Origin of the sequence: Enterobacter cloacae complex sp. FDA-CDC-AR_0132, assembly GCF_003010695.1 — a bacterium.
GTDB classification, from domain to species: domain Bacteria; phylum Pseudomonadota; class Gammaproteobacteria; order Enterobacterales; family Enterobacteriaceae; genus Enterobacter; species Enterobacter ludwigii.
On sequence record NZ_CP027618.1, the window covers coordinates 4594234 to 4618535 of the forward strand.

General features: G+C 50.2%; 26 protein-coding genes and 1 pseudogene. 7 read left to right on the top strand and 20 right to left on the bottom strand.

Annotation, left to right across the window (positions count from 1 at the left end):
- Nucleotides 1-339 precede the first annotated feature (339 nt).
- The 7 genes from AM379_RS22320 to AM379_RS22330 form a co-directional block, all read right to left on the bottom strand.
- Nucleotides 340-1176, bottom strand: a complete 837-nt coding sequence (locus AM379_RS22320; protein WP_106504262.1) for a hypothetical protein — start codon at nucleotides 1174-1176, stop codon at nucleotides 340-342.
- 162 nt (nucleotides 1177-1338) lie between these two features.
- Nucleotides 1339-1506 (bottom strand): hypothetical protein, encoded by a 168-nt coding sequence (locus AM379_RS24165; protein ID WP_154598169.1) that lies wholly within the window; start codon nucleotides 1504-1506, stop codon nucleotides 1339-1341.
- The gene (locus AM379_RS24520; protein ID WP_256044401.1) at nucleotides 1496-1627 is read right to left on the bottom strand and encodes a hypothetical protein; all 132 of its coding nucleotides are present in this window, start codon (nucleotides 1625-1627) and stop codon (nucleotides 1496-1498) included. The genes AM379_RS24165 and AM379_RS24520 overlap by 11 nt, the downstream gene beginning before the upstream one ends.
- A gap of 1 nt (nucleotide 1628) precedes the next feature.
- Nucleotides 1629-2192, bottom strand: a complete 564-nt coding sequence (locus AM379_RS22325; RefSeq protein ID WP_045626078.1) for a helix-turn-helix domain-containing protein — start codon at nucleotides 2190-2192, stop codon at nucleotides 1629-1631.
- Nucleotides 2193-2249: 57 nt separating this feature from the next.
- Nucleotides 2250-2399 carry a hypothetical protein gene (locus AM379_RS24170; RefSeq protein ID WP_154598168.1) on the bottom strand — a complete coding sequence of 50 codons (150 nt, stop codon included), beginning with the start codon at nucleotides 2397-2399 and terminating at the stop codon, nucleotides 2250-2252.
- Nucleotides 2400-2840: 441 nt separating this feature from the next.
- Nucleotides 2841-3014: a hypothetical protein gene (locus AM379_RS24175; RefSeq protein ID WP_158701868.1), complete on the bottom strand. Its 174-nt coding sequence runs from the start codon at nucleotides 3012-3014 to the stop codon at nucleotides 2841-2843.
- Nucleotides 3015-3269: 255 nt separating this feature from the next.
- Nucleotides 3270-3824 (bottom strand): recombinase family protein, encoded by a 555-nt coding sequence (locus tag AM379_RS22330; protein WP_106504265.1) that lies wholly within the window; start codon nucleotides 3822-3824, stop codon nucleotides 3270-3272.
- Nucleotides 3825-4052: 228 nt separating this feature from the next.
- Between AM379_RS22330 and AM379_RS22335 the strand changes: the two genes are divergently transcribed.
- The gene (locus tag AM379_RS22335) at nucleotides 4053-4388 is read left to right on the top strand and encodes a hypothetical protein (protein WP_106504267.1); all 336 of its coding nucleotides are present in this window, start codon (nucleotides 4053-4055) and stop codon (nucleotides 4386-4388) included.
- A gap of 290 nt (nucleotides 4389-4678) precedes the next feature.
- A complete protein-coding gene (locus tag AM379_RS22340; protein WP_106504269.1) occupies nucleotides 4679-5602 on the top strand; it encodes a hypothetical protein in 924 nt (307 codons plus the stop codon).
- Between the two features lie 200 nt (nucleotides 5603-5802).
- On the opposite strand, the gene AM379_RS22345 is transcribed toward AM379_RS22340, so the two are convergent.
- A complete protein-coding gene (locus AM379_RS22345; protein WP_106504270.1) occupies nucleotides 5803-6603 on the bottom strand; it encodes a hypothetical protein in 801 nt (266 codons plus the stop codon).
- A 30-nt stretch (nucleotides 6604-6633) separates the two neighbouring features.
- Complete coding sequence (locus AM379_RS22350) at nucleotides 6634-8256, bottom strand: recombinase family protein (protein WP_106504272.1); 1623 nt, start codon at nucleotides 8254-8256, stop codon at nucleotides 6634-6636.
- Nucleotides 8257-8307: 51 nt separating this feature from the next.
- Between AM379_RS22350 and AM379_RS22355 the strand changes: the two are divergent.
- From AM379_RS22355 to cmoB, 4 genes and pseudogenes are all read left to right on the top strand, one after another.
- Nucleotides 8308-8655, top strand: a pseudogene (locus AM379_RS22355) (DUF72 domain-containing protein); the annotation flags it as partial.
- A gap of 51 nt (nucleotides 8656-8706) precedes the next feature.
- Nucleotides 8707-9102 (top strand): MAPEG family protein, encoded by a 396-nt coding sequence (locus AM379_RS22360; protein ID WP_020883391.1) that lies wholly within the window; start codon nucleotides 8707-8709, stop codon nucleotides 9100-9102.
- 40 nt (nucleotides 9103-9142) lie between these two features.
- A complete protein-coding gene (cmoA, locus tag AM379_RS22365) occupies nucleotides 9143-9886 on the top strand; it encodes a carboxy-S-adenosyl-L-methionine synthase CmoA (RefSeq protein WP_020883390.1) in 744 nt (247 codons plus the stop codon).
- Nucleotides 9883-10854, top strand: a complete 972-nt coding sequence (gene cmoB / locus AM379_RS22370; RefSeq protein WP_020883389.1) for a tRNA 5-methoxyuridine(34)/uridine 5-oxyacetic acid(34) synthase CmoB — start codon at nucleotides 9883-9885, stop codon at nucleotides 10852-10854. Before cmoA ends, cmoB begins: the two co-directional genes overlap by 4 nt.
- A gap of 183 nt (nucleotides 10855-11037) precedes the next feature.
- Here cmoB and cutC read toward each other — a convergent pair whose 3' ends face one another.
- Complete coding sequence (cutC, locus tag AM379_RS22380) at nucleotides 11038-11781, bottom strand: copper homeostasis protein CutC (RefSeq protein WP_020883388.1); 744 nt, start codon at nucleotides 11779-11781, stop codon at nucleotides 11038-11040.
- Between the two features lie 76 nt (nucleotides 11782-11857).
- The gene (locus AM379_RS22385) at nucleotides 11858-12418 is read right to left on the bottom strand and encodes a VOC family protein (protein WP_020883387.1); all 561 of its coding nucleotides are present in this window, start codon (nucleotides 12416-12418) and stop codon (nucleotides 11858-11860) included.
- Nucleotides 12419-12657: 239 nt separating this feature from the next.
- On the opposite strand from AM379_RS22385, the gene argS reads away from it, so the two are divergent.
- Nucleotides 12658-14391: an arginine--tRNA ligase gene (gene argS, locus AM379_RS22390; RefSeq protein WP_014170653.1), complete on the top strand. Its 1734-nt coding sequence runs from the start codon at nucleotides 12658-12660 to the stop codon at nucleotides 14389-14391.
- 34 nt (nucleotides 14392-14425) lie between these two features.
- On the opposite strand, the gene bglB is transcribed toward argS, so the two are convergent.
- From bglB to cheR, 9 genes are all read right to left on the bottom strand, one after another.
- Nucleotides 14426-15565 (bottom strand): beta-galactosidase BglB, encoded by a 1140-nt coding sequence (bglB, locus tag AM379_RS22395; RefSeq protein ID WP_106504276.1) that lies wholly within the window; start codon nucleotides 15563-15565, stop codon nucleotides 14426-14428.
- A 4-nt stretch (nucleotides 15566-15569) separates the two neighbouring features.
- Nucleotides 15570-17153, bottom strand: a complete 1584-nt coding sequence (locus AM379_RS22400; protein ID WP_106504278.1) for an MFS transporter — start codon at nucleotides 17151-17153, stop codon at nucleotides 15570-15572.
- 264 nt (nucleotides 17154-17417) lie between these two features.
- Nucleotides 17418-17813 (bottom strand): flagellar protein FlhE, encoded by a 396-nt coding sequence (gene flhE, locus AM379_RS22405; protein ID WP_123266835.1) that lies wholly within the window; start codon nucleotides 17811-17813, stop codon nucleotides 17418-17420.
- A complete protein-coding gene (flhA, locus tag AM379_RS22410) occupies nucleotides 17810-19888 on the bottom strand; it encodes a flagellar biosynthesis protein FlhA (protein ID WP_014170658.1) in 2079 nt (692 codons plus the stop codon). Before flhA ends, flhE begins: the two co-directional genes overlap by 4 nt.
- Complete coding sequence (gene flhB, locus AM379_RS22415) at nucleotides 19881-21029, bottom strand: flagellar biosynthesis protein FlhB (RefSeq protein ID WP_014170659.1); 1149 nt, start codon at nucleotides 21027-21029, stop codon at nucleotides 19881-19883. Before flhB ends, flhA begins: the two co-directional genes overlap by 8 nt.
- Before the next feature lie 276 nt (nucleotides 21030-21305).
- On the bottom strand, nucleotides 21306-21950 hold the full coding sequence (gene cheZ / locus AM379_RS22420; protein ID WP_013096065.1) for a protein phosphatase CheZ: 645 nt from the start codon (nucleotides 21948-21950) through the stop codon (nucleotides 21306-21308).
- Nucleotides 21951-21963: 13 nt separating this feature from the next.
- Nucleotides 21964-22353, bottom strand: a complete 390-nt coding sequence (gene cheY / locus AM379_RS22425; protein WP_000763862.1) for a chemotaxis response regulator CheY — start codon at nucleotides 22351-22353, stop codon at nucleotides 21964-21966.
- Between the two features lie 17 nt (nucleotides 22354-22370).
- Nucleotides 22371-23420: a protein-glutamate methylesterase/protein-glutamine glutaminase gene (locus tag AM379_RS22430; protein WP_014170663.1), complete on the bottom strand. Its 1050-nt coding sequence runs from the start codon at nucleotides 23418-23420 to the stop codon at nucleotides 22371-22373.
- A complete protein-coding gene (gene cheR / locus AM379_RS22435; protein WP_014170664.1) occupies nucleotides 23417-24283 on the bottom strand; it encodes a protein-glutamate O-methyltransferase CheR in 867 nt (288 codons plus the stop codon). The genes AM379_RS22430 and cheR overlap by 4 nt, the downstream gene beginning before the upstream one ends.
- Nucleotides 24284-24302 lie beyond the last annotated feature (19 nt).

The following is a 24302-nucleotide window of genomic DNA, read 5'->3' on the forward strand; positions in this document are numbered from 1 at the left end:
TTACGGGACACGGTTCAATGTTTTCAAATTAGGGCTGTTCATCTTCTCAAGAGGAATTCCCGTCACTCGTTCGGGATGGATGCCTAAGAAGATAAACAGAAGGAAACTGAGGAGTCAGATAATAAATCGGGGATTGATGGATGGTGAAATACCCCCTAACTCATATAACCATTCTTTCATACATTAACAAATTGTCAACAGTTTCTAAGTGATTATTTCTCGGATAAACCTGACGAGCAACAACCTTTTACATGGCTGACATCCTAAAATCTTTTGATTGCCTCACTATAAAGCTTTAGATAAAAACCTTATAAAGCCACAATTATATAATTTCAAGCTTTACTCTCTGGCGCCACCATCTCGAACCATTTTTGCCAAATCATTAACTGAACTATCATTTTGAATGCTATGCTCTAGCTCAGACCAAACTTCCCAGTCAACATCAACTTCATCGATACTTTTATCACCGAAGCATATCGATATATACCGGACAATATTTCGGCAAACTAAATAGTAGTTCAATGCCTCAAGTCTTGAAGCTGGTTCAGGTGATGATAAATGGGTAAGTTCATTTCGTCTTTTTGAGATGACTTCATAAAGAGAAATCTGATTTTCAGATAACTCTTTTACACCCAACCTCCCCCACCGTTTAATTCTTTTACGACATGAGGAGAATTGATACTCTGCCATATGCCTGTCAATGCTTTTTCTTCTAATGCCTTCTATGCCATACTCTTCTACATCTTTCAAGGTGTATTTATCATCATTACAAACCCTCTGTAAATTTGAGGACAATTCCTTTTCGTAGACATAGAATTCATATTCTTCCAGCAGGCAAAACAAGTAAAGAATTGTTTGCGCCGACATAATTTCTTCAGGCTTAGTCATTTCATGAATATTAATGAACTTTCGCCCCCCACCTTTTCCTTTTTCTGGAGTTTTAAAGTCATTAATAACATGTATTGCAAGCTGGAATAGTTCGGATGTCTTCAGAGCTAATGGGAGGATTGTTTTATCCAATCTTGGACGGTTTGCTGCACTATGTAAACTTGGGGCAGTAGACCATTTCTCCTCCGAAAATGACATTGCCGAATTAGCAGCGACGGCCAACTCACAAGCGTAAAGTGCGGAATGAACATACAATTCCATTTTCTTTATTAAATCCACAGCTTTCATCTGTTGCCTCATTACCAATAATGAATACTTAGTGACGGCTATATTATATACTGCAATAGAATTGAGTGCTATAGCGAAAAGCAATAACTTCCAATTTTATCAACTGAAAGGTTCATATTGTCTGCTTCCACTCACAGTAGTGATACCTTTGCATTGTTAAAGTCACACAACTATTATTTTATCACAACCACTAATCTCATTCATTTTCTTATTGAGCAACACCGCTAAGGTCTGCTGTCGTGTTAAATCATATTTTTCACCTAATTGACTCAATAGTTCAAGCGTCTTGACTGGCATATTGACTACTGAAGCCTGTTTCTTATCCGGCATTGTTTAACTCCTCTTTCACGATAATTTCTAAGGTCTTCTGACGGCTCAGGCCGTACAGCTTAGATAGCGCTTCTAGCTTTTTTATTAGTGCTGGCGCAATATGCACCACTACGTATTTCATTTTACAATTCCTCATAAACTGGCATTTTAATTGGTTCGTCGTCTTCCTCTGAATCACTGACAAAAAGATAATTCAGTTTACTTTCTGATTTAGGCTTTGGTTTAGAAAGACGGATAATAACTGGTTCAATCTCTTCTACAACGTCAATAACTGGATTCTCATCTCCTTCAATCACTGGAAAGGGAAGGACATTATTAGAATCACTGGTAATTATGGTCTCTGGTTCAGATACTGATTCAGGTTTATTATCTTGCTGGTGGCGTTTAATTAATTCAGGTGGCATGATTTCAACTGTGTACACCTTAGAACTATCATAACGCTGAATAGAACTAATAAGACCTGATTCATGTAATTGGGTTAAAGCCCCTAAAGCAACCTTTCGTCCAATACCGAACAATTCACACAGGTAATTGATTGAGGGGAAGACTTCTTGACCGTTTCTTTGAAGACCTACCATAAACAGGTAAATCATTTTAGCTGAAAGAGATAACTTAACACCGTTGAAAGAAGTGATTCGGGTTACATCACTATAAGCGGGGGTAAACGGGATTTCATAGAGTTTCATTCATGGGATTTTCCTAATATCAGAAATGCCTTTTGACAAGGCCGTATATTGTTCGGTTTAAGCTGTGATTACATTTTCACGAATCATGTTTTTAATCAGGGCTGAATAGCTAACACCCTGTTTCGCTGCCATTTCAACAATTTTACGGTGAATGGCGTGTGATACTTCAACGCGGATTGTTACTTGCTGTGGGATGTCTTTTCTCATTGGGCTTTCCTTCATGCAATTCAATAAGCTATATAATTACTGTAACAATACATTAACAATCTGTCAACATATTTGTTTGATTTTTAATCTCAAATAGTATAAGGGATTCTTTTTTGTATGATTAGTTGAAGGGTGGGTATACCAAAACGGTATGGGGGGTGTACCAAAAGGGAGTGGGGGGTGTACCAAAACGGCATAGGGGGTATGCCAAAAGGAAACGCTATTAGAATAAAGATAAGAATAGAGAACAGAATAACTAAATAGAGTACTGTAAAGAGGGCTAACGCCCTGAATCACCATGATTTATTTACATCAACCGATTGTAATTGATTGTTTTTTATGCTACCCTAAAACCTCTTAACAGATTCTTTTTGTTCTTTGTTTTTCATCTTCTTGTCTCTGAGTATCTTTTAAGAGTTCTTTAAAGAAGCCCTTCTAACCTCACCTTGCTTCGCTCATCGGTGATTCTGGTTTCCACCTTGTAGCCTTACAGTAAACCATATCGGGATCCGTGAAAGCGTCTTTGAAGCTGGTGGATGAATTTTCACAAATATTATTTTTCTTAAAAATTTCCAGACCTATTTTTATTTCAGCTTTACCGGAAACTTTCAGCATATCTAGAGCACCTTTGAAGATTTTGGATAGTCTGAATCTGTCTGCTTAGTAGCGCCCTTTTCAAAGATTCCATACCAATGGCAAAAAATGAACATATCTGAGCCTGTACAGCGTTCTAAGCGATTATTTAATGATAGTAACCCTAACCCATAGGTTAATAACAAAGACTGCTTAGAATGCGTTACAGGGATCCTGATAAACGCCAGACATAAAAAAAGCCCCAATAAAGGGGCATTGTGAATCACTATCTAATTGTTACTTGTTCAGTCGATAGAAAGTTGCCTTACTAATCTGTAACTCATCCTGTACCTGCTTTGGCGACATCCCCTGTCCAATTAGTTCCTGAACCTGTTCAGCGGTTGCTTTAATCGGTCTGCCACAGTGAACCCCTTCAGACTGCGCACGTTTAATCCCTGCTGTTCTGCGCTCTGCTATCAAGTCTTTCTCTAAAGAAGCCAGTCCAGCCATCATAGTGACCATAGCCTTACCCACTGGTGTAGACAGGTCGAATCCTTCACGGAGACTGATAACCTTTACTCCTTTGGCCTGTAAAGTCTCAACCGTTGAGAGAACATCAATAGTGTTACGGCCTAAGCGGTCAATAGCGATAACAATCATCGTGTCACCTTCACGGACATAGTTCAGCAGGTCACCGAACCCTTTACGCTCTGTAGCCTTAATGCCACCTGATACAGCCTCATCAGAGAACCACTTGCCTACCTGATAGCCAGCTTCTTTAATCTGCTGCTTCTGATTCTCAATAGTCTGGTCAGAAGTTGATACACGGACGTAAGCGATTACAGATGACATATGGTGATTCCCTGAAAGTTGTCTCAAAACCTAGTCTCAAAATAATACATGTATCAAAATTCAAAATCAAGCTTTTGAGACAACCTAATCACACCGTCAGAGACACTTTTCAGCAGTATCAAAACCACTTCCTTTTGAGACTGCATCGACTGAGGGCTGATTGTAACCAAATGACCAATCAATTATCTTAAAAGCCACTTGATAGCCCCTAACATAGACGGTAAGAGCATGTTACATACAGCGGCATTGATTGCCCCAATCATCGGTTATTGTTCGTTCAGTTGCGGGATGACCTCATACTTATGGTGTAAAGGTAAAGAGTTGAGCAAGTTGGGGTGGGTACTAGCCATCTTTAACGTTGCAGCCTTTTTATACCTGAATCACATATTGCTTATTGACCTGATTCAACGTGTGGCTGATACGTCTGATGGCTATATAAGCATCTTTGATGATTACTTTGTGTCGGATGTTTCCCGCAACACCATTCAGATTATGATTACCTATATAGCAGCCTCAACTGCTGGTGGTTACTTTGGAGCAAAGAAGAAATTTAAACAGGATTAAATTCATTGAATAACGCCTGTTCTGAATAAAGAACAGTTAATAGGCTACAACTATTTAAATTACTGGCATTGATAGATTTTTTCACCTCATCTGGGAATACTGTTTTTCACTGTTAATTTAGCCATCTAAACGGCTACCTTTCAGGATTAACAAGTCATTGAAGGGGTCACTATGGAAATTTCAGAAATCAAAAAGGAATCCCGTCTAACCATAGCGCCTTATTAATTGTCTCAATGACGACCTTTTCAGTATGATAATAAGGACTATGCAGCAAAGGAGCTTCAGAGGAAATGAAAGAAACCATTTATAACCTGTTCTGCTTTTGTCCTGATGGAGTTCACATCACACATTGCGGAATCGTTGCTCATGAACGAGATGGTGACGATAATCAAAAGCTGGAATTTTTAAGCAAGCAGTTAGACACTGATTTAGCTTCTTGTAGGTCATTCCATGACATTCACCCTTCTGTACTCGATGATGACAAAAAACTGACACTTACAAGGTACAACACCAACTTGCGAGTGGGTAATAGTTACATGCCCTTTGAGTTGGCTCTTGAGGCTGTTAAAGCCCCTGCTAACCCCTTGCTGATTGTCACACCAGTTGTTCAGGGTAAGTTACAATATCATATTAAGCATCCGGTAGATGAACAATTACGGAATGAACACACCCCTAACTATCATATTGAGGGGGTTCTTGATATTCCAGACTACCTTAATAAGTATTTAACAGGGAGTAAATTCCATCTCAAAAAGCTGATTAATGATGACCACATGGAGCCTGTGAAGCTGCTCTTTAATCAAAAACACTATATATCGAGCTTTAAGCTACTTGTTTCATTAATTGATACCATTGCTTACCTTGAATATGGTGACGTGAAAAGGAATTTCCAACAATGGCTCGATACCTATTCAGAAATCAGCAAGTTAGACATTACATCTGACGAAGTCTATCAGTTGAGAAACTCTCTATTACACATGACCAACCTCAACTCCAGAGATGTTCTGAAGAAAAAGCATCGACGCCTGAGTATTGCCATTTGCAAAAAAGGTCATCCGACTCAGTATCATGATGAAATTGTATATTTCAACTTTACAGACTTTTTATTCATCTTTGATGAAGCTGTTGATAGATGGGTTGATAGCTACAAAGATAGTAAAAAGCAATTAACTCTAATTGAAAGATATGATGAAGTATTGAGAGATAACTTTTAAACAGTGAAAAGAAGGGGCGCGCAGCCCCTATTATTTCAATAAAACCTGTAGAGTATTATTAATCAGCGGACTCTTTACACACGGATAGAACTATCAGGTAGGGATATACATCACCCTAAAGTAAAACTGGCTCACTACTTTCAAAGTATTTATTGATTTATGTGGCCATTTATTTTCCCAATCAATTTATTAAACAAACGTTATTCATTATCTTTACTTCCATCTAAATACTTCAGTTCCTTGTCTAACATCAAATCATACCTCCGACTAAGAAAAGAATGCGCGATAAGTTTCTTTTCTTTTATATCATTTAAGAATGAAACAAACCCCTCTCTTGATTCAATGTTTTCATAAGTAAAATACAATTCAGCTATTGCATTCACTCTTTCACTCGCGGATTGATATTGCTCCAGTTTTGAATTAACCTTATCTTCAATTGTTTTTAGCTCATAATTAATTTCATCTAGCTTCTTTTGCGATTCAGCGAATGCGTTTTTTAGTCCCTCTATCGAATTATCAATCTTAGCTTTTCTAGCATTTAAAATAGACAAGCGGGTCTGACCTCTTGCTTCAACCAAATCCTTTTTCGCATTTTCTTTCTGTCTTGACAGGCTTTCAGCATTTTCAGCCTCGATTTTTTTATCGGCAAGGTCAATATCATCCTGGTACTTTTCCAGCGCACTTAGTTTATCACTTTCTTTTTTCTTTTTAGAAATCCAGTTATGGCATAGAGATAAACCCCATTGCGCAAATGGCATAAGAACGAAAAGCATCACCCCTATTAAAATAGGAGTCCAAAAGTAATTCACCCATAAATTAGGCTGAATTAGTACTGTATGTATTCTAGTCTCGATATCTTCCTTACTCATAAAGACAAATAAGATATTAGTCCAGTTACAGGATACCCAAGAGAAAAAAACATACCCCCATAATGGACTTGAAATTCTGTCTCTAAATGACTGAGCTATCTGACTTACTGGCTCTTTAACAATTTCGTTCATAATATCCTTCTAAATATCCTATAAATATAATCATTGTATCTTACTATTGAATTCTAATTCTTTCACCCACTCTGGAGCCTCTTCGAACGCTAAGTGTCGCGGCTTGGTAGAGAACCCTTCAAAGTCGAATTCATCACCATCAATCAGCGGTAAAATCTCCAGCCATTGAGCGCCGTCAACCACCATATCAAGTGGGAAGTTAAGTAGCCTTAACCCGTTGTGTAGTAAGACATCACATTTCTTTTCAGCCGTGTTAAGTCGAATCTCTTTCACTATCCGTTTAATGATTATTTGTGCTTCTATCCGGTCTTTCTTCACGGTTAAATCAAGATGGCTTATTGTCTCAAGCTGGCTTGATTGCTCTCGCTGGTGAACCTCTGAGACAGCCTTCTCAGCGTCTTTAATTTGACTATTCAGGGCTTTCAAATCCTTAGCCATTGATTCTGTATCATCTGCCAACATAGCCAGTTTAATGAGCCTCTCACGCTGTTTCTGAAGCTGTTCTAACTCACCTTGAAGAGCACCAATAGCAGAGCCGTTATCACGATTTAGGAAAAGACGGTTAGCGTTATACAGAAGCCCCTGAACCAATGCGCGGTCAGTCTGCAATCTGCTGAACCCAACACTATTACAACGCCCTTCACTCTTCATCGAGCATTTGTATATACCAGACCTCTTAGCAGAGACACCCGCAACAACGACAATAAAGCCACATTCAGAGCACCTGAGAACGCCTTTGAAGAGATTCGTTAGCAAAGGTAGGTCAGATGAGGGTTTACGCCCTGAACCCTGTTTAAGCTGCTGTACAGCGTAGAATTGCTCATCGGTGATTATTGAGGGGTAATAGTTAGGAATCTCAGATACACCCTTTACAGCCATCGATTTAGACGGAACCTTGAAGCCAATCACTGAACGGTTTGAAAGCAACTCTGTGACCGATGATTGAGACCAGCCACCTGTAACGGATTTGAACTGGTTCAGAGTGGAAAACCCTTCATCATTCATTTGTTTGGCTATCTTGACGTGAGATAATCCCTCTAACCGTAGCTGAAAGACACGCTGAACAGCTTTCACATTCTCAGGGATGAACTCAAATCGTGAACGGTCTTCAGAGACCTTTAACCATGCTGCACAACGCTTAGACATGATTTCACCTTTAGCAGCCCGTTCTCTTTTAGCAGCCCATACAGACCTTAAGCGGGTAGATTTCATCGCTGATTCTTCATGTGCTCGTTCCATCACCAGCATCGCTTTAATCATGGACAGTGAATCTTTCAGGCTTTCTTTCGTGTACCACTCGTTATCGACAAGTGTCACCACTTCAACGCCAGACCTGAGAATCTTTCTAAGCTGCTCCCCTGCTGTATCAATGTCCTGACGGCTTACCCTGTCCAGAGATTCAACAAGTAAGACTGAACCCGCTTCAATGTAGCCAGATTCAACAGCGGCTAGAAATTCACCAAATGCACCTGACTTAGCATTAGCACCAGAGAAGCCGCTTATACCCAAATCCTGAAAACGTAATGATTCGTCTAAATAGTAATCGGGATTTCGTTTTAACCAATCGTTAATGTACTTGCTTTGACGCTTAGTAGAATCACCAACTGATTGAATTTTTGTAGAAAATCGTATGTATGAGATTGCTTTTGGCATGGGGTTTATGATGAGTTATGAAGGATTGAAGAAGTGTATCATAAGAAAGGTGTAATCCTCGACAGCCGTCCCGTGCACAGCGCCATTCCGCATAACGAGGCCATCATTGATGCCCAGCGTAAAAAGCCCAGAGTGCCTGTTCACGCCGTGGTCACCGCGCAAAACCCGATGGTCAGGTTTATCGGCAGCGATAACATGCAGCAAAACCAGGAGATGTTCGCCGTCTGGCTGCAAAAATTAGCGAAATGGGAGCAAACCACCACGCCGTATCTCTTTCTCCATACGCCGGATATCGCTCACGCCCCCGAACTGGTCGATGTTCTCTGGCAGGCCTTGCAGGCTGCGGTTCCGTCCGTTGGCAACGCCCCTTCTATCCCACAACAATCTTCTCTTTTCTGATATCAGCCCCTATCATAGGAAGGTGCCATCTGCCAAAAACAGGGAGTTAGTATGGTCAGCGCGCTGTATGCGGTGTTAGGTGCATTACTGCTGATTAAGTTTTCATTTGATGTTGTGCGCCTGCGAATGCAGTATCGTGTTTCTTACGGTGACGGCGGTTTTTCGGAGTTACAGAGCGCTATCCGCATTCACGGTAACGCGGTTGAGTACATCCCCGTTGCGTTAATTTTGCTGCTGTTTATGGAAATGAACGGCGCGGAAACCTGGATGGTGCACGTCTGCGGCCTGCTTCTGATTGCCGGCCGGTTAATGCATTATTACGGCTTTCACCACCGCTTATTTCGCTGGCGTCGTTCCGGCATGAGCGCGACCTGGTGTTCGCTTTTGCTGATGGTGCTGGCTAACCTTTGGTATATGCCGTGGGAGTTGGTTTTCTCCTTCCATTAGCGCACAATACGCCACTTTATTTTTCCCGGATTTTTACGTTATGTCAGATCGCGACACGCTTTTTTCCGCGCCTATCGCCAGCCTGGGCGACTGGACCTTTGATGAACGGGTAGCCGAAGTCTTCCCGGATATGATCCAGCGCTCTGTTCCCGGTTATTCCAATATCATCTCTATGATCGGCATGCTGGCTGAGCGCTTCGTTCAACCCGGCACGCAGGTGTATGATCTGGGCTGCTCGCTCGGCGCGGCAACGCTGTCTGTTCGTCGTAACGTTCACCATGAAGGCTGCAAAATCATTGCCGTCGATAACTCCCCGGCCATGGTGGAACGCTGCCGTCGCCACATCGACGCGTATAAAGCCCCGACGCCAGTCGAGGTTGTGGAAGGTGATATCCGTGATATCGACATCAATAACGCGTCGCTGGTGGTTCTGAATTTTACTCTGCAGTTCCTGGTGCCTGAAGACCGTCAGCTGTTGCTGGACAAAATTTATAAAGGCCTGAAACCCGGTGGCGCGCTGGTGCTGTCCGAGAAATTCAGCTTTGAAGATGCCGAAGTGGGTGAGCTGCTGTTCAATATGCACCACGACTTCAAACGGGCCAACGGCTATAGCGAACTGGAAATTAGCCAGAAACGTAGCATGCTCGAAAACGTGATGCTGACGGACTCCGTCGAAACCCATAAAGCACGCCTGCGTCAGGCAGGCTTCGAGCACAGCGAACTGTGGTTCCAGTGCTTCAACTTCGGCTCGCTGGTGGCGCTGAAAGGTGGGGACATCGCATGATCGAGTTCAGTAATTTCTATCAGCTGATTGCCAAAAACCACCTCTCCCACTGGCTGGAGACGCTGCCTGCACAAATTGCTGCCTGGCAGCGGGATCAGCAGCATGGTCTGTTAAAGCAGTGGTCCAACGCGGTGGAGTTTCTGCCGGAACTGACCCCACACCGTCTGGATCTGCTCCACAGTGTTACCGCGCAAAGCGAAACGCCGCTTCCGCCCGGGCAGATAAACCGCATTGAAACGCTGATGCGTAACCTGATGCCGTGGCGCAAAGGTCCGTTCTCACTCTACGGCGTTAACATTAATACTGAATGGCGTTCTGACTGGAAATGGGATCGCGTGCTGCCTCACCTTTCCGACCTGACCGGGCGAACCATTCTGGATGTTGGCTGCGGCAGCGGTTACCACATGTGGCGCATGATTGGCGCAGGGGCACATCTGGCGGTGGGGATTGACCCTATGCAGCTATTCCTGTGCCAGTTTGAAGCGGTGCGTAAATTGCTGGGTAACGACCAGCGCGCGCACTTGCTGCCGTTGGGTATTGAGCAGCTCCCTGCCCTGAAGGCGTTTGACACCGTGTTTTCGATGGGTGTCCTGTACCACCGCCGCTCCCCACTCGAACATCTGTGGCAGCTGAAAGATCAGCTGGTCAGCGGCGGCGAACTGGTGCTGGAAACGCTGGTGGTAGAGGGTGATGAAAATACCGTTCTGGTGCCGGGCGATCGCTATGCGCAGATGCGGAACGTTTACTTTATCCCTTCCGCGCCGGCGCTGAAAAACTGGCTGGAGAAGTGCGGTTTTGTGGATGTCCGTATTGCCGATGTTTGCGTAACGTCAACTGAAGAACAGCGTCGCACCGACTGGATGATCACCGAATCGCTGGCGGAATTCCTCGACCCGGCAGACCACAGCAAGACTGTCGAAGGGTATCCTGCGCCAATGCGCGCGGTGTTGATCGCGACGAAACCGTAGATTCCCCCGGTCCTCTTCCCAAAGGGGCGCGGGAGAAAAGACCGCACTGTACAGTCCCTCTCCTCTTTGGGGAGAGGGTTAGGGTAAGGGGCATAAAAAAAGGCCCCTGTTGAAATTGCAGGGGCCTGGTACAAGCAAGCATCATATTGGGCGACATGATGCGCGGTAAAAATCGGTACGTTGCTACACGTGATGACGTTCAATCATCGATTTCATTACCGCAACCGACTCTCCCTCTACACCGTAGCGTGAGTACTCATCCGCTTCAGCATCCGTCGACATTGACAACCCTGTGTTGCGATAACGCATGGGCGATGGCATCCATTTGCCCGCAGAGCTGTGAAGCTCCTCTACCCCGGCGTTTAAAAACAGTTCCATATTGCTGGCACGCACTCCCGCACCCGCCATTATTATTGGAACACCGGAATGTGCTTTTAGTTCCGTAATTAATTGCAGTCCTTTTTCAGCAGAGGACTGCTGACCCGATGTCAGAACCCGCGCCACGCCAAGTTCAGCAAGAATATCAAAGGATTGCAGGGGATTTTTACACATATCAAACGCGCGATGAAAAGTGACCGCCATCCCTTTTGCCGCGTTCATGACCTGACGCATGCGCGGCAGATCGACATTGCCGTCTTCATCAAGCAACCCAATAACCAGGCCGGGGAATCCCAGATCGCCAACGAGAGTGATATCTTCAAGCATGGCACTGAACTCGCCCGGCGTGTAACAGAAATCGCCGCCGCGAGGACGAATAATCGGGTGTACCGGAACGGTGACAGCCTGACGGGCAGACTTCAGCATCCCGTATGAAGGCGTTAACCCACCCTCTTTGGGTGCGGCGCACAGTTCAATGCGGTCTGCCCCGTGCTGTTGCGCGGTGACGGCACACTCCACGCTGTAACAACAAATCTCCAGCAGCGCCATTACATCCTCCTTAATATCCACTTAACGCACCATCATGACACGCAGGCTACGCCCGGTCTCAGCGTACGGTCACATCTTATGCTTCGCTGGCAACAATCTGTTCAATCGTCCAGGGATGGAACTTCACGGTAACCTGTCCGTCAGTGACGGCCAGAGTAGGATTTGGCAGACGCTCACGTTCGCCTTTCGGGGAACTTGTTTTCACAAAAATGCCAGGCTTGCTCAGACCCTCATCAGACAACAGCGCCAGTGCACGAGCATTCAGCGTTTCGGGCTCACCCGGCAGGACAATTTCGATATGCTCCCAGCCTTCATGCGGATAGCGTTTCTCGCCCGGCCAGGGCAATTCGACCACACTGAACTGCCAGTGAGCCACGCACACCGGTTCATGCAGTTTGAACAGGCAGATGGGGCGACCGTTAATGACGTTCTCTGAGAGCAACTCGCCACACTGTTCAAATCCGCGACGCCAGCGCTCGGCGGTTGCGTTCTGATGGCAGCGCAAGGAGATGTGATCGGCCTCAAGCGGCGCAATATCCAGACCAAGGCGGGTGGCAAGTTCTGTGAACGCCTGGGTGAAGCGCGGTAAATCTGCGGAAATATCATGCAGTTCGTCAATGGAGTGCCAGTTCGCCATACGTCAGTCTCTTATCGTGTCGCAAAGCCGCTAATTTACTCTGTTGCCCTCTTTCGACCAACCTCTGAATAGCGGTTTTTACGACTGCATGTTTATGCATGCTTTCTTAGCCTGGATTCTGAGCAATCTTCGGCCCCCGCAATGCTGACGCCAGAAGGCATTTGCAGTATACTCCCGCCCTAAATTCTTTAACTGGCGCGGGCGGTTATTTGCCCGCTTCAAAAATGTAAGGTATCCAGGTGAATATTCAGGCTCTTCTCTCCGAAAAAGTCAGTCAGGCACTGATTGCCGCAGGTGCGCCTGCGGATTGCGAACCGCAGGTTCGTCAGTCAGCAAAAGTACAGTTTGGCGACTATCAGGCTAATGGCGTGATGGCAGTGGCTAAAAAACTGGGTATGCCGCCGCGACAACTCGCTGAGCAGGTGCTGACTCATCTGGATCTCACCGGTATTGCCAGCAAAACTGAAATCGCCGGCCCTGGATTTATCAACATCTTCCTTGAGCCTGCTTTCCTGGCACGCCACGTTGACGCGGCGCTGAAATCTGACCGTCTGGGTGTTTCCCAGCCAGAAGCGCAGACCGTGGTGATTGACTACTCAGCGCCAAACGTGGCGAAAGAGATGCACGTCGGGCACCTGCGTTCCACTATTATCGGTGACGCGGCCGTGCGTACCCTGGAATTCCTCGGTCACAAAGTGATCCGCGCGAACCACGTGGGCGACTGGGGTACCCAGTTCGGGATGCTGATTGCTTACCTGGAAAAACAGCAGCAGGAAAACGCGGGTGAGATGGCCCTGGCAGACCTGGAAGGGTTCTACCGCGAAGCTAAAAAACACTACGACGAAGACGATGCTTTTGCCGAGCGCGCGCGCAGTTACGTGGTAAAACTGCAGGGCGGCGACCCGTACTTCCTCGAGATGTGGCGTAAACTGGTTGACATCACCATGTCCCAGAACCAGCTCACCTATAACCGTCTGAACGTTACCCTGACCCGTGACGATGTGATGGGTGAAAGCCTCTATAACCCGATGCTGCCTGGCATTGTGGCTGACCTGAAGGCCAAAAACCTGGCGGTTGAGAGCGAAGGCGCTACGGTCGTGTTCCTTGATGAGTATAAAAACAAGGAAGGTGAACCGATGGGCGTGATCATCCAGAAAAAGGATGGCGGCTATCTCTACACCACCACCGATATCGCCTGTGCAAAATACCGTTACGAAACGCTGCATGCGGACCGCGTGCTGTACTACATCGACTCCCGTCAGCACCAGCACCTGATGCAGGCGTGGACTATCGTGCGCAAAGCAGGCTACGTGCCGGATTCCGTGCCGCTTGAACACCATATGTTCGGCATGATGCTGGGTAAAGACGGTAAGCCGTTCAAAACCCGTGCGGGCGGTACCGTGAAGCTGTCCGACCTGCTGGACGAAGCGCTGGAACGCGCCCGCCGTCTGGTGGCCGAGAAGAATCCGGATATGCCTGCCGATGAGCTGGAAAAACTCGCCAACGCCGTGGGTATCGGTGCAGTGAAGTACGCGGATCTCTCCAAGAACCGTACCACCGACTATATCTTCGACTGGGATAACATGCTGGCCTTTGAAGGTAATACTGCGCCGTATATGCAGTACGCCTACACCCGCGTGCTCTCCGTGTTCCGTAAAGCCAGTATCGATGAAAGCGCGCTGGCCAATGCTGAGGTGATCATTTCCGAAGATCGCGAAGCCCAGCTGGCGGCACGTCTGCTGCAGTTTGAAGAGACGCTGGCCGTTGTCGCACGTGACGGTACCCCGCACGTGATGTGCTCTTACCTGTACGATCTGGCGGGTCTGTTCTCCGGTTTCTACGAACACTGCCCTATCCTGTCTGCGGAAAGCGAAGCGGTCCGCAACAGCCGCCTGAAGCTGGCTCAGCTGACGGCGAAGACCCTGAAGCTGGGTCTGGATACCCTGGGTATCGAAACCGTAGAGCGCATGTAATAAACAAACCCGGCCATCGCCGGGTTTTTTATGTTCAAAAATATTTGCGCAGGTATTCCGTTAAACACAGGATTGCCATGGCCTGTCCATAGGGCATCGACGTGAGTGGGATCTGGCGATAGAACGCCAGATCGCGGCCCATCCCCGTACCGAACGACGTCTGCAGTAACTCCCCTTCCGGCGAGATTTTTCCCACAATGCCGCGAATCGCTTTCTCCGCCACCTCAGCATATTCCGCGCCGACATAGCGTTTACGCACCGCTTTCAGAATACCGTAGGCAAAGCCTGCCGTAGCTGACGCCTCAAGGTAGGCGTGCGGATCGTCGAGCAGCGTATGCCACAGGCCGCTATCGTCCTGACATTTGGCGAGGGCCGCAATCTGCGCGTTCAGCACCTGCACAAGGTAGCGACGAACGGCGTTATGTTCAGGCAAATCCACCAGCTCAAGGAAATCCGGGATCACGATGGTCAGCCAGCTGTTGCCTCGTGCCCAGCGTGCCTTCGCAAAGTTATGGTGGCCTTCGTAATTCCAGCCGTGGAACCACAGGCCGGTTTCGCGATCCATCAGGTTTTGCACGTGCAGCAGAAACTGATACACCGCCTCTTCAACGTACTCCGGTTTATTAAGGAGCTTGCCGATTTTCGCCAGCGGCAGAACCGTCATCATCAGCGTGTCATCCCACATCTGCTGAGAATTCTCTTCCGCCAGGGTGATGTGCTGCATGCCGCCATGGTCGGTGCGCGGCATCTCATTCATGGCCCACTCCGCCCAACTTTCCAGCCACGGCAGCCAGGCCGGGTTTCTGGTCTCTTCGTAACGATAAGCCAGCGTCAGGAACGGTGACATGGTATTCACGTTTTTGGTGGTCGCCCCTTCCCTGAAACGATCGGCAAACCAGCGGTCAATGATGTCACGCATCGCTTCGTCGCCCGTCTGGCAGTAATACTGCCAGATACCGTATAACCCCACGCCGTGGGTCCACTCCCAGCCTGCCCATCCTTTGGTGTCAATGACCCGCCCGTCGTCCAGGCGCAGTAAAAACTCACCTGTTGTATCGTGGATATTAACGAGGTTATGCGTCACCTTTTCAATCAGCGATTTCAGCTCGTCCCGGGCGATGAAATGCGCAGGCTGACGCAGGAGTGGACTGTGTTTGACCGGCCAAACTTTCATTATCTTAACCTCTGTTGTATGTCGAATTCAGTACCGCACGCCCCTTCAGCGAAGGTGCCGCAGGCTTATTACGATTCAGATAACCGATGTTGTTATTGCCCCACAGCGACGCATAAGGCAGACCGGCCAGCATCTCCACGGTGGCGCGGGCTTCTGATGTCGCACTCTCAGGAATGGCGCGGCCAGACGCGCGCATTTTGGCGGTCTCTTCACGCAACGTGGTGTGGGTGTGCAAATTGAGTTTGAAACGCAGCGAGACCAGGAAGCCGCAGAACAGAACCAGAAGCGTTCCCACACTCAGGATCAGCAGAATGGTGTGGCTCACTTCCGCGGGCTGGGTCTTTTGTCCGCTGACAAAGCCGGACATCTGCATCACAATGCCCACCAGCATTACCGCCCCCGCCTGCGAGGCTTTACGGGTCAGCGTCATGATGCCGGCGAAAATCCCTTCGCGGCGCTGGCCGGTGATCACTTCATCGACATCAGCAATGTAGGTGTAGGTATTCCACGGCACATAGTTGATCCCACCGCGTCCTAGACCGGCAACTGCAGAGACCAGCAATAGCAGAGAGTAGATATCACTCAGGCCCGCGTAATACAGCACGGCGTAGGAAAGCGATGCCAGGCCAAACAGCACCACGACCATCCGATAGGACGGCGCGGGTCCGAAGCGAATGCACAGCGGGATCATGGCGATGACCGCAATAAACTGGAAGATGGCCATCGTGCCCAGCAGGCTGGAGGCCATGGAGGCTTCCTGCATCAGCACGAAAACTACGTAGTAGGTAAACACGGCATTAAAGACGTCCTGGGCGATATACCCGCCAAGGTACATCCCCAGATGCTGACGGAAAATTCTCACGCGCAGCGTTGAGCTCAACTCCACAAACAGGCGGTTGAGGCTCTGCCCGAGCGACAGTTTTTTCTTCTCTTCTTCGGCACGCAGGGCGGCTTCGCTCCACTCTTCCCGCGGTCGCTCCCAGGTGAAGAACCAGACGAGCATCAGCATCAGCGCGCACAGCACGGAGAAGACCAGGCTTGCATAGAAAAAGGAGACCGCATTGTCTTTGCCGAAATGCGTGAGCAGGATCCCCGGCAGGAATGAGGCCAGGATGGCAGACATTTGCGCCATCGAGATACGGGCACCTGAGAAGCGGGTTTTCTGTTTGAAGTCATCGGTCATTTCCGGCACCAGCGTTTCGTACGGCACCAGAATCATGGTGTAGACGATATCGAACACCAGATAGGTCAGCAGGTAATACCAGAAACTCATCTCCCCCACCCACATCAGGGAGTAGCTGAATACGCACGGGATCCCCAGCAGAATAAAGAACTTACGCCGACCGAAGCGCTTGCCGAGCCAGGTCGTGCCAAAGTTATCGGTCAAAAAGCCCATCAAAGGGCTGACGACGGCATCCAGTACCCTTGCGGCAGCAAAGATGAAGGTTGCTTCAATCGGGGAGAGTCCACAGAACGTTGTATAAAAATACAAAAGCCAGGCCGCCGTCAGGGCGGTGGTTCCCGCCCCGAGGAAATCGCCTGACCCGTAAGCAAGATAATTTGCGAGTCCAATTTTTCGTGTTTTCATTGCCGTCAACCCTACTCAGTTTTGGGAGACTCCCTGTAAGCAAAATCTGATCCGGGAGTTATTACACGGCTACAGTAAGAGTATCGACCTGGTGATACCTTTCTGTTTTTGCCATCACCGGCAAGCGGCTGGCAAAAATGCAAAGAGTGTCGTTACGCGTGTCACTGATTTATAAAACAGCGTTTCTTTTACATCAAAAGAGGAGGTCATTTTTTGCGAGCCAGCCATCAGAAATGGCTGATGGCTGGCGTAGAAAGCGGGGTATTAGCGGTAGTTGACGATGACGGAATTACGCTGAACTTTCAGCGCAGGGATCAGGCGTCCGCCGCCTGGCACTTCCCAGATAAAGCGCAAAGGTTCGACAGCAGGCACGCCGTTGAAGGCCTGAGTGGTGCCATTCTCTCCGTCAATTTCCGTACAGCGTGTCTGGGAGCACAGTCGTACCCGAAGCCCGGCTGGCGTTGGGCCAATAAGCGTGTAGTTCCAGACCACCAGGGTCATCAGACCGGACACCGGCTCAGTCGGTGATAGCGGTCGCGAAGACATGGCGACACCGCGGTTGCTGAGGGTCACGCCAATGCTGCTGGCCTGCCAGGTCCCTTCCCCGGCGGCCTGGGCCACCAGCGGAAAAAGTAAGATCCATAACCACTTACGCATTATTTTCCTCCGATCGTCGCCGTCATACGGATATGACGGTTATCCGACAACTCCATATTCGACAGCACGACCAGCTGGTTCAGGCTACGGCGCAGGAAGCGCGACAGCAGCGGACGCAGCGCATGGTTCACCAGCAGAACCGGTGGCGCACCCAGCATCTCCTGACGCGCCAGCGCCTCTTGTGTTTGCTCCAGCAGACGGTCGGCCAGGCCAGGTTCCAGCCCTCCACCGCCCTGCAGAGCCTGCAGCAGCAGACGTTCAAGCGGCGTATCGAGGCCGATAACCTGCACTTCCCCGGTGCCCGGGAACCACTGCTGCGTGATCGCCCGCCCCAGTGCCACGCGCACCACCGCCGTCAGTTCGTGCGGATCGCTTTGCAACGGTGCATGCTCGGCGAGGGTTTCCAGAATGGTACGCATATCGCGGATCGGCACTTTTTCCTCGAGCAGGTTTTGCAGCACCTTGTGCAGCGTGGTCAGCGTCACAACGCCTGGCACGAGATCTTCCGTCAGCTTCGGCATCTCCTGCGTGACGCGATCGAGCAGTTGCTGGGCTTCCTGACGACCAAACAGCTCTGCCGAGAATTGTCCAATCAGATGGTTCAGGTGGGTCGCCACCACGGTACTCGCCTCCACCACGGTGTAGCCCTGAATTTGCGCCTGCTCTTTCAGCGCGCTTTCAATCCAGATAGCAGCCAGGCCAAAGGCCGGGTCGATGGTTTGCTCGCCCGGCAGCGTACCCGCCGCGGTGCCCGGGTTAATAGCCAGCCAGCGGCCAGGATAAGCATCACCGCTGCCAATCTCTACACCTTTCATCAGAATACGATAGCGCGCAGGCGGCAGATCCATATTGTCGCGGATGTGAACCACCGGCGGCAGGAAGCCCATGTCCTGGGCGAATTTTTTACGGATGCTGCGGATTCGGCCCAACAGTTCGCCATCCTGCTGGAAATCGACCATCGGGATGAGGCGATACCCTACTTCCATTCCCAGCGAGTCTTCCAGTTGAACGTCGTTCCAGGTCGCTTCCACGGCCTGCGTGTTCTCCGGCATTTTTACCGGGGCAGGTTCCGCTGCCGGGGTCATCTCACGGCCACGCATCCACCAGGCAAGGCCCAGCAATGCCGCAGTGAACAGCAGGAACACCAGGTTTGGCATTCCCGGCACCAGCCCGAGCAGGCCCAGCACCGCGGCGGCCAGCAGCATCACGCGCGGGTTGCTGAAGAGCTGCCCGACCATCTGCTCGCCAACATCCTGATCGGTACTGACGCGGGTCACGATAACCCCCGCCGCCGTTGAGATGACCAGCGCCGGGATCTGCGCCACCAGACCGTCACCAATGGTCAGCAGCGTATAGCTTTCCGCCGCGTGGCCCATGTCCATACCGTGCTGCAGCACGCCCACCAGCAGGCCGCCGACCACGTTAATCACCATGATCAGGATGCCCGCAATGGCATCACCGCGAACAAACTTACTCGCACCGTCCATTGAGCCGTAGAAGTCAGCTTCCTGCGTCACTTCCGAGCGGCGCTTTTTGGCTTCATCTTCGGCAATAAGCCCGGCGTTCAGATCCGCGTCGATGGCCATCTGCTTGCCCGGCATCCCGTCAAGCACAAAACGCGCGCCCACTTCCGCGATACGTCCGGCACCTTTGGTGATAACCATAAAGTTAATGATGACGAGAATGACGAACACCACGATACCGATGGCAAAGTTACCGCCGACCAGGAAGTGGCCGAATGCCTCAACCACTTTACCCGCCGCGGCAGCACCGGTGTGGCCTTCCATCAGAATGATACGGGTTGACGCCACGTTCAGCGCCAGCCTTAACAAGGTGGTAAACAGCAGAATGGTCGGGAATGCGGCGAACTCAAGGGTGCGCTGGGTGAACATCGCCACCAGCAAAACCATAATGGACAACGCAATGTTGAATGTGAAAAGCAGGTCGAGGATGAACGCCGGAAGCGGCAAGACCATCATCGACAGAATTAGCAGGATGAGAATCGGTCCGGCAAGGATCTGCCATTGCGTCGATTTCAGGTTGCCGGGCAGGCGCAACATTGCCACCAGATTAGCCATCAGTGTCCTTCTCGTTCATAAAATCCAGCGCGTCAGGCACCGGAAGGTTCTCAGGTTTCACAGGCCGTTGACCGCCAGCCAGACGCCAGCGTTTCAACTGCCATACCCAGGCCAGCACTTCCGCCACCGCGGCGTAGAGTTGTCCTGGGATCTGTTGTCCAATTTCCGCATGGCGATACAGCGCTCGCGCCAGCGGAGGCGCTTCGAGTATGGGCACCCGGTTTTCGGTACCAATTTCACGAATACGCAGAGCGATGAGCCCCGCCCCTTTCGCCACCACTTTCGGCGCGCTCATTTTGTTTTCGTCGTACTGCAGCGCAACGGAATAGTGTGTCGGGTTAGTCACAATGACGTCGGCTTTTGGCACATCTTCCATCATCCGCCGACGGGCGGCAGCACGCTGCATCTGGCGGATACGCCCTTTCACGTGCGGGTCACCTTCCATCTGCTTATATTCATCACGAATATCCTGACGAGACATGCGCAGTTTCTTGAAGTGGCTGTAAAGCTGGAAGATAACGTCAAAACCCACCATGGGAATAATGCTGAGCACCACCAGCAGGGCACAGAGCCCGGCCAGGTTCAGCGCATTGCTCATCGCGGTTAACGGCGATTCGCTGATAAGGCGCATCATTTCCGGCCAGTGGTGCCACAGAAAAAAACCGCCGGTACTGCCCATCAGGACCGATTTCAGAATCGCTTTAAGCAACTCCGCACCGGTTTGCGCCGAGAACATTTTCGCAATCCCCGGCAGCGGGTTCAGTTTCGAAAACTTGGGTTGCAGCGATTTCCCGCTAAACACCAGACCGCCCAGCATTACGGGCGAGACCAGCGCCACCAGCACGACGCCGGTAATCAGGGGCAACAGCGCAAGCATGGCATCTTTAACGAGCAGGATTATCTGGCTGAGGATCAGGTTAGGGTCGTTGACCATACTGTGGTCAAAACGTAGGCCAGCCGAGAGCATTCCCGCCAGTTTGCGGGCGAGCGCCTCCCCACCCCACCAGATAATGCACACGCCTACGATGAGGATCAGCAGGGATGTCAATTCTCGGGATCGGGGGACCTGCCCTTCCTCACGCGCTTTTTCTAGTCGGTGGGGTGTGGGGGCTTCCGTTTTGTCGTCGTTCTCTTCTGCCACAGTGCCTGCTCGCAGCCCATTTAGTCACGGGTATCATGCCAGCCTGACCTTTCATCAATGGGTTGAAAAAACCCAATAACCGGGTTCTTTTAGCCAGTTCAGCGTCGGAGCAATCGGGTGATGAGTAAAAAACGGCAAAAAAAAATTTGAGATAGCGTTTGGCAACACTGTCAGCAAGCAGGGCGTGAGCAAGGGCCAGCCACCCCAGCGTTATGCACTCAAAATTAAGCGGCATACCCTCAGGTTGCGCACGCAACCTGAGGGTCATCACCTCAATCAGAAACCAAGGCTGTCCAGCAGATCGTCTACCTGATCCTGGCTTGCCACAACGCCCGCTTTGGTGGCGTCGAGCTGTGGACCGTTGAGCAGGCTTTCGTTCTCGCGTTTTGGACGAGCGGCCGGTTCCGGAATGTTCTCCAGCAGCACCATCAGCAGCTGACGTTCAATTTCCTGAATCACATCCATCATGCGCTTGATAACCTGGCCCGTGAGGTCCTGGAAATCCTGCGCCATCATGATGTCCAGCAGCTGCGCGTTGGTAAAGCTGGTGTGGCCCGGCACATCGCCCAGGAACTGACGGGTATCCGTGACCAGCTCGCGGGCATCCGCCAGCTCGATTGGATTCTCAAACCACTCATCCCAGCGTTTGGTCAGCGCTTTCGCGCCTTTCTCCATCGCATCCTGATGCGGTTGTGACGCTTCAACGCTGTTCAGCGCACGTTCAGCCGCCTGAGCGGTCATCTGCACAACGTAGTCCAGACGATCGCGGGCATCCGGAATGGCTTCCGCCGCTTCAGCAATTGCCTGGTCCAGCCCCAGTTCACGCAGGCTGTCACGCAGCATGCGTGTCAGGCTGCCGATGCGGGCAATGATATCGCTGGGCGAGTGTTCTTCAACGGGTTTCATAGCAGGTTGCATCATCATAACCAACACCTCACATGCCGAGTTTCTCGAAGATCTTACCGAGCTTCTCTTCCAGGGTGGCCGCAGTGAACGGCTTCACAACATAGCCACTAGCGCCCGCCTGTGCTGCGGCAATAATGTTCTCTTTTTTCGCTTCTGCGGTCACCATCAGAACCGGCAATGACGCCATTCCCGCGTCCGCACGGATGGTTTTCAGCAGTTCCAGACCGTCCATGTTTGGCATGTTCCAGTCGGAGATAACAAAACCAAACCCGCCCGCCTGCAGTTTGTTCAGCGCATCAACGCCGTCTTCTGCTTCTTCAACGTTGTTGAAGCCCAGCTCTTTCAGCAGGTTGCGTACGATACGACGCATGGTGGAAAAGTCATCCACAACCAAAAACTTAAGCTCTTTATCCGCCATAAAATAATACTCCTGAGTCAAATACGTATTGCCTGTCCGGCACTGATTTTCGCCAGCATCTGCTGGCTTACCTGGCTAAGATCGACCACTTCGCTCACGCCACCCATATTGATGGCCTCGCGCGGCATGCCGAACACCACACAACTTGCTTCATTCTGCGCAATCGTCCAGGCGCCAGCCTGGTGCATTGCAAGCATTCCGGCGGCACCGTCGTTACCCATCCCCGTCAGGATCACCCCAACGGCGTTGCGCCCCGCATGTTTCGCCACCGAATGAAACAGCACATCCACCGACGGACGGTGCCGGTTTACCGGCGGCCCGTCATGAATTTTGATTTGATAGTTAGCGCCACTGCGCGCCAGCTCCATATGCTTGTCACCCGGTGCGATATACGCATGGCCGGGGAGTACGCGCTCACCGTCTTCCGCCTCTTTCACGCTGATCTGACACAGCTTGTTCAGACGCTCGGCGAACGAGCGGGTAAAGCCTGGCGGCATATGCTGCGTGATCAGAATACCCGGACTTGAAAGCGGCAATGGCTGGAGTACATGACGAATTGCCTCTGTTCCCCCGGTTGACGCCCCAATCACCAGCAGTTTTTCCGAACTGAGTAAAGGACCGGCCTTCAGCGTTACCGGTGCATCCATCGGTTTGTGCGCGGCAAGCTTCGCACGTGACGCGGTGCGGATCTTCTCGGCGATCATTTCGCTGTACGCCAGCATCCCTTCACGAATGCCAAGCTGAGGTTTGGTGACAAAATCCACCGCCCCTAACTCCAGCGCACGCAGGGTAATTTCAGATCCTTTTCCGGTCAGGGATGAGACCATCACCACCGGCATGGGCCGCAGGCGCATCAATTTTTCCAGGAAATCAATGCCATCCATGCGTGGCATTTCGACATCCAGCGTTAACACGTCGGGGTTATATTTTTTAATTAAATCCCGCGCTACCAGCGGATCAGGCGCTGTCGCCACCATCTCCATGTCGCTGTGGCTATTGATAATTTCAGTCATGATCTGGCGCATCAGCGCAGAATCGTCGACAGACAACACCCTGATTTTACTCATGCTTTTTCCTTACTCAGCGCATATACCGTTTGCCCACGCAGGCTAAACTCACGCACGAGGTTGCTGAAGTTTTCCGAGTGCCCGGCAAACAGTAAACCGTCAGGCTTGAGCAACGGAACAAACCGACGCAGAATGTCCTGTTGCGTCGTTTTATCAAAATAGATCATGACGTTACGGCAAAAAATAGCGTCGAACGGCCCCGGCACGTTGTACTGCTTATCCAGCAGGTTAACGGGCGCGAATTCGACACAGTTCGCCAGCTCCTGGCGCACGCGCACCAGGCCTTCATGCGGGCCGGTTCCGCGCATGAAGTAACGCTGCAACTGCTGAGGTGACAGCGTTTTCAGCTCATCCTGGCGATACACGCCGTTGCGTGCCTTCTCCAGCACTTCGGTATCAATATCACTGGCGTAGACTTTCCAGCGTCCAGGCGCCATGCCCAGCGTGTCGGCAAGGGTGATCGCCAGCGAGTACGGCTCTTCCCCGGTTGAGGCGGCCGCACTCCAGACGCGATACTCCCCGCTGCGGCGACGCGCGTGCTCCGCCAGGACCGGGAAGTGGTGAGCTTCACGGAAAAATGCGGTCAGGTTGGTGGTTAACGAGTTAATAAAAGCCTGCCACTCTGCGCTGTTCTGGTTCGCTTCGAGCATGCTCAGATAGCGACCAAAATCGTCCAGCCCCAGCGTACGCAAGCGCCGCACCAGACGGTTGTAGACCATGTCTCGCTTATGATCGGCAAGCACAATCCCCGCACGCTGGTAGATTAACTGACATATCCGACGAAAATGCGCGTCGGACAGCGCGAGGCGCTGTGTCATCTGCAACAGTAATGACGTTTGCCCTGGGGGCATTGGTGATGTCATAGCGCCTTCTTAATTACAT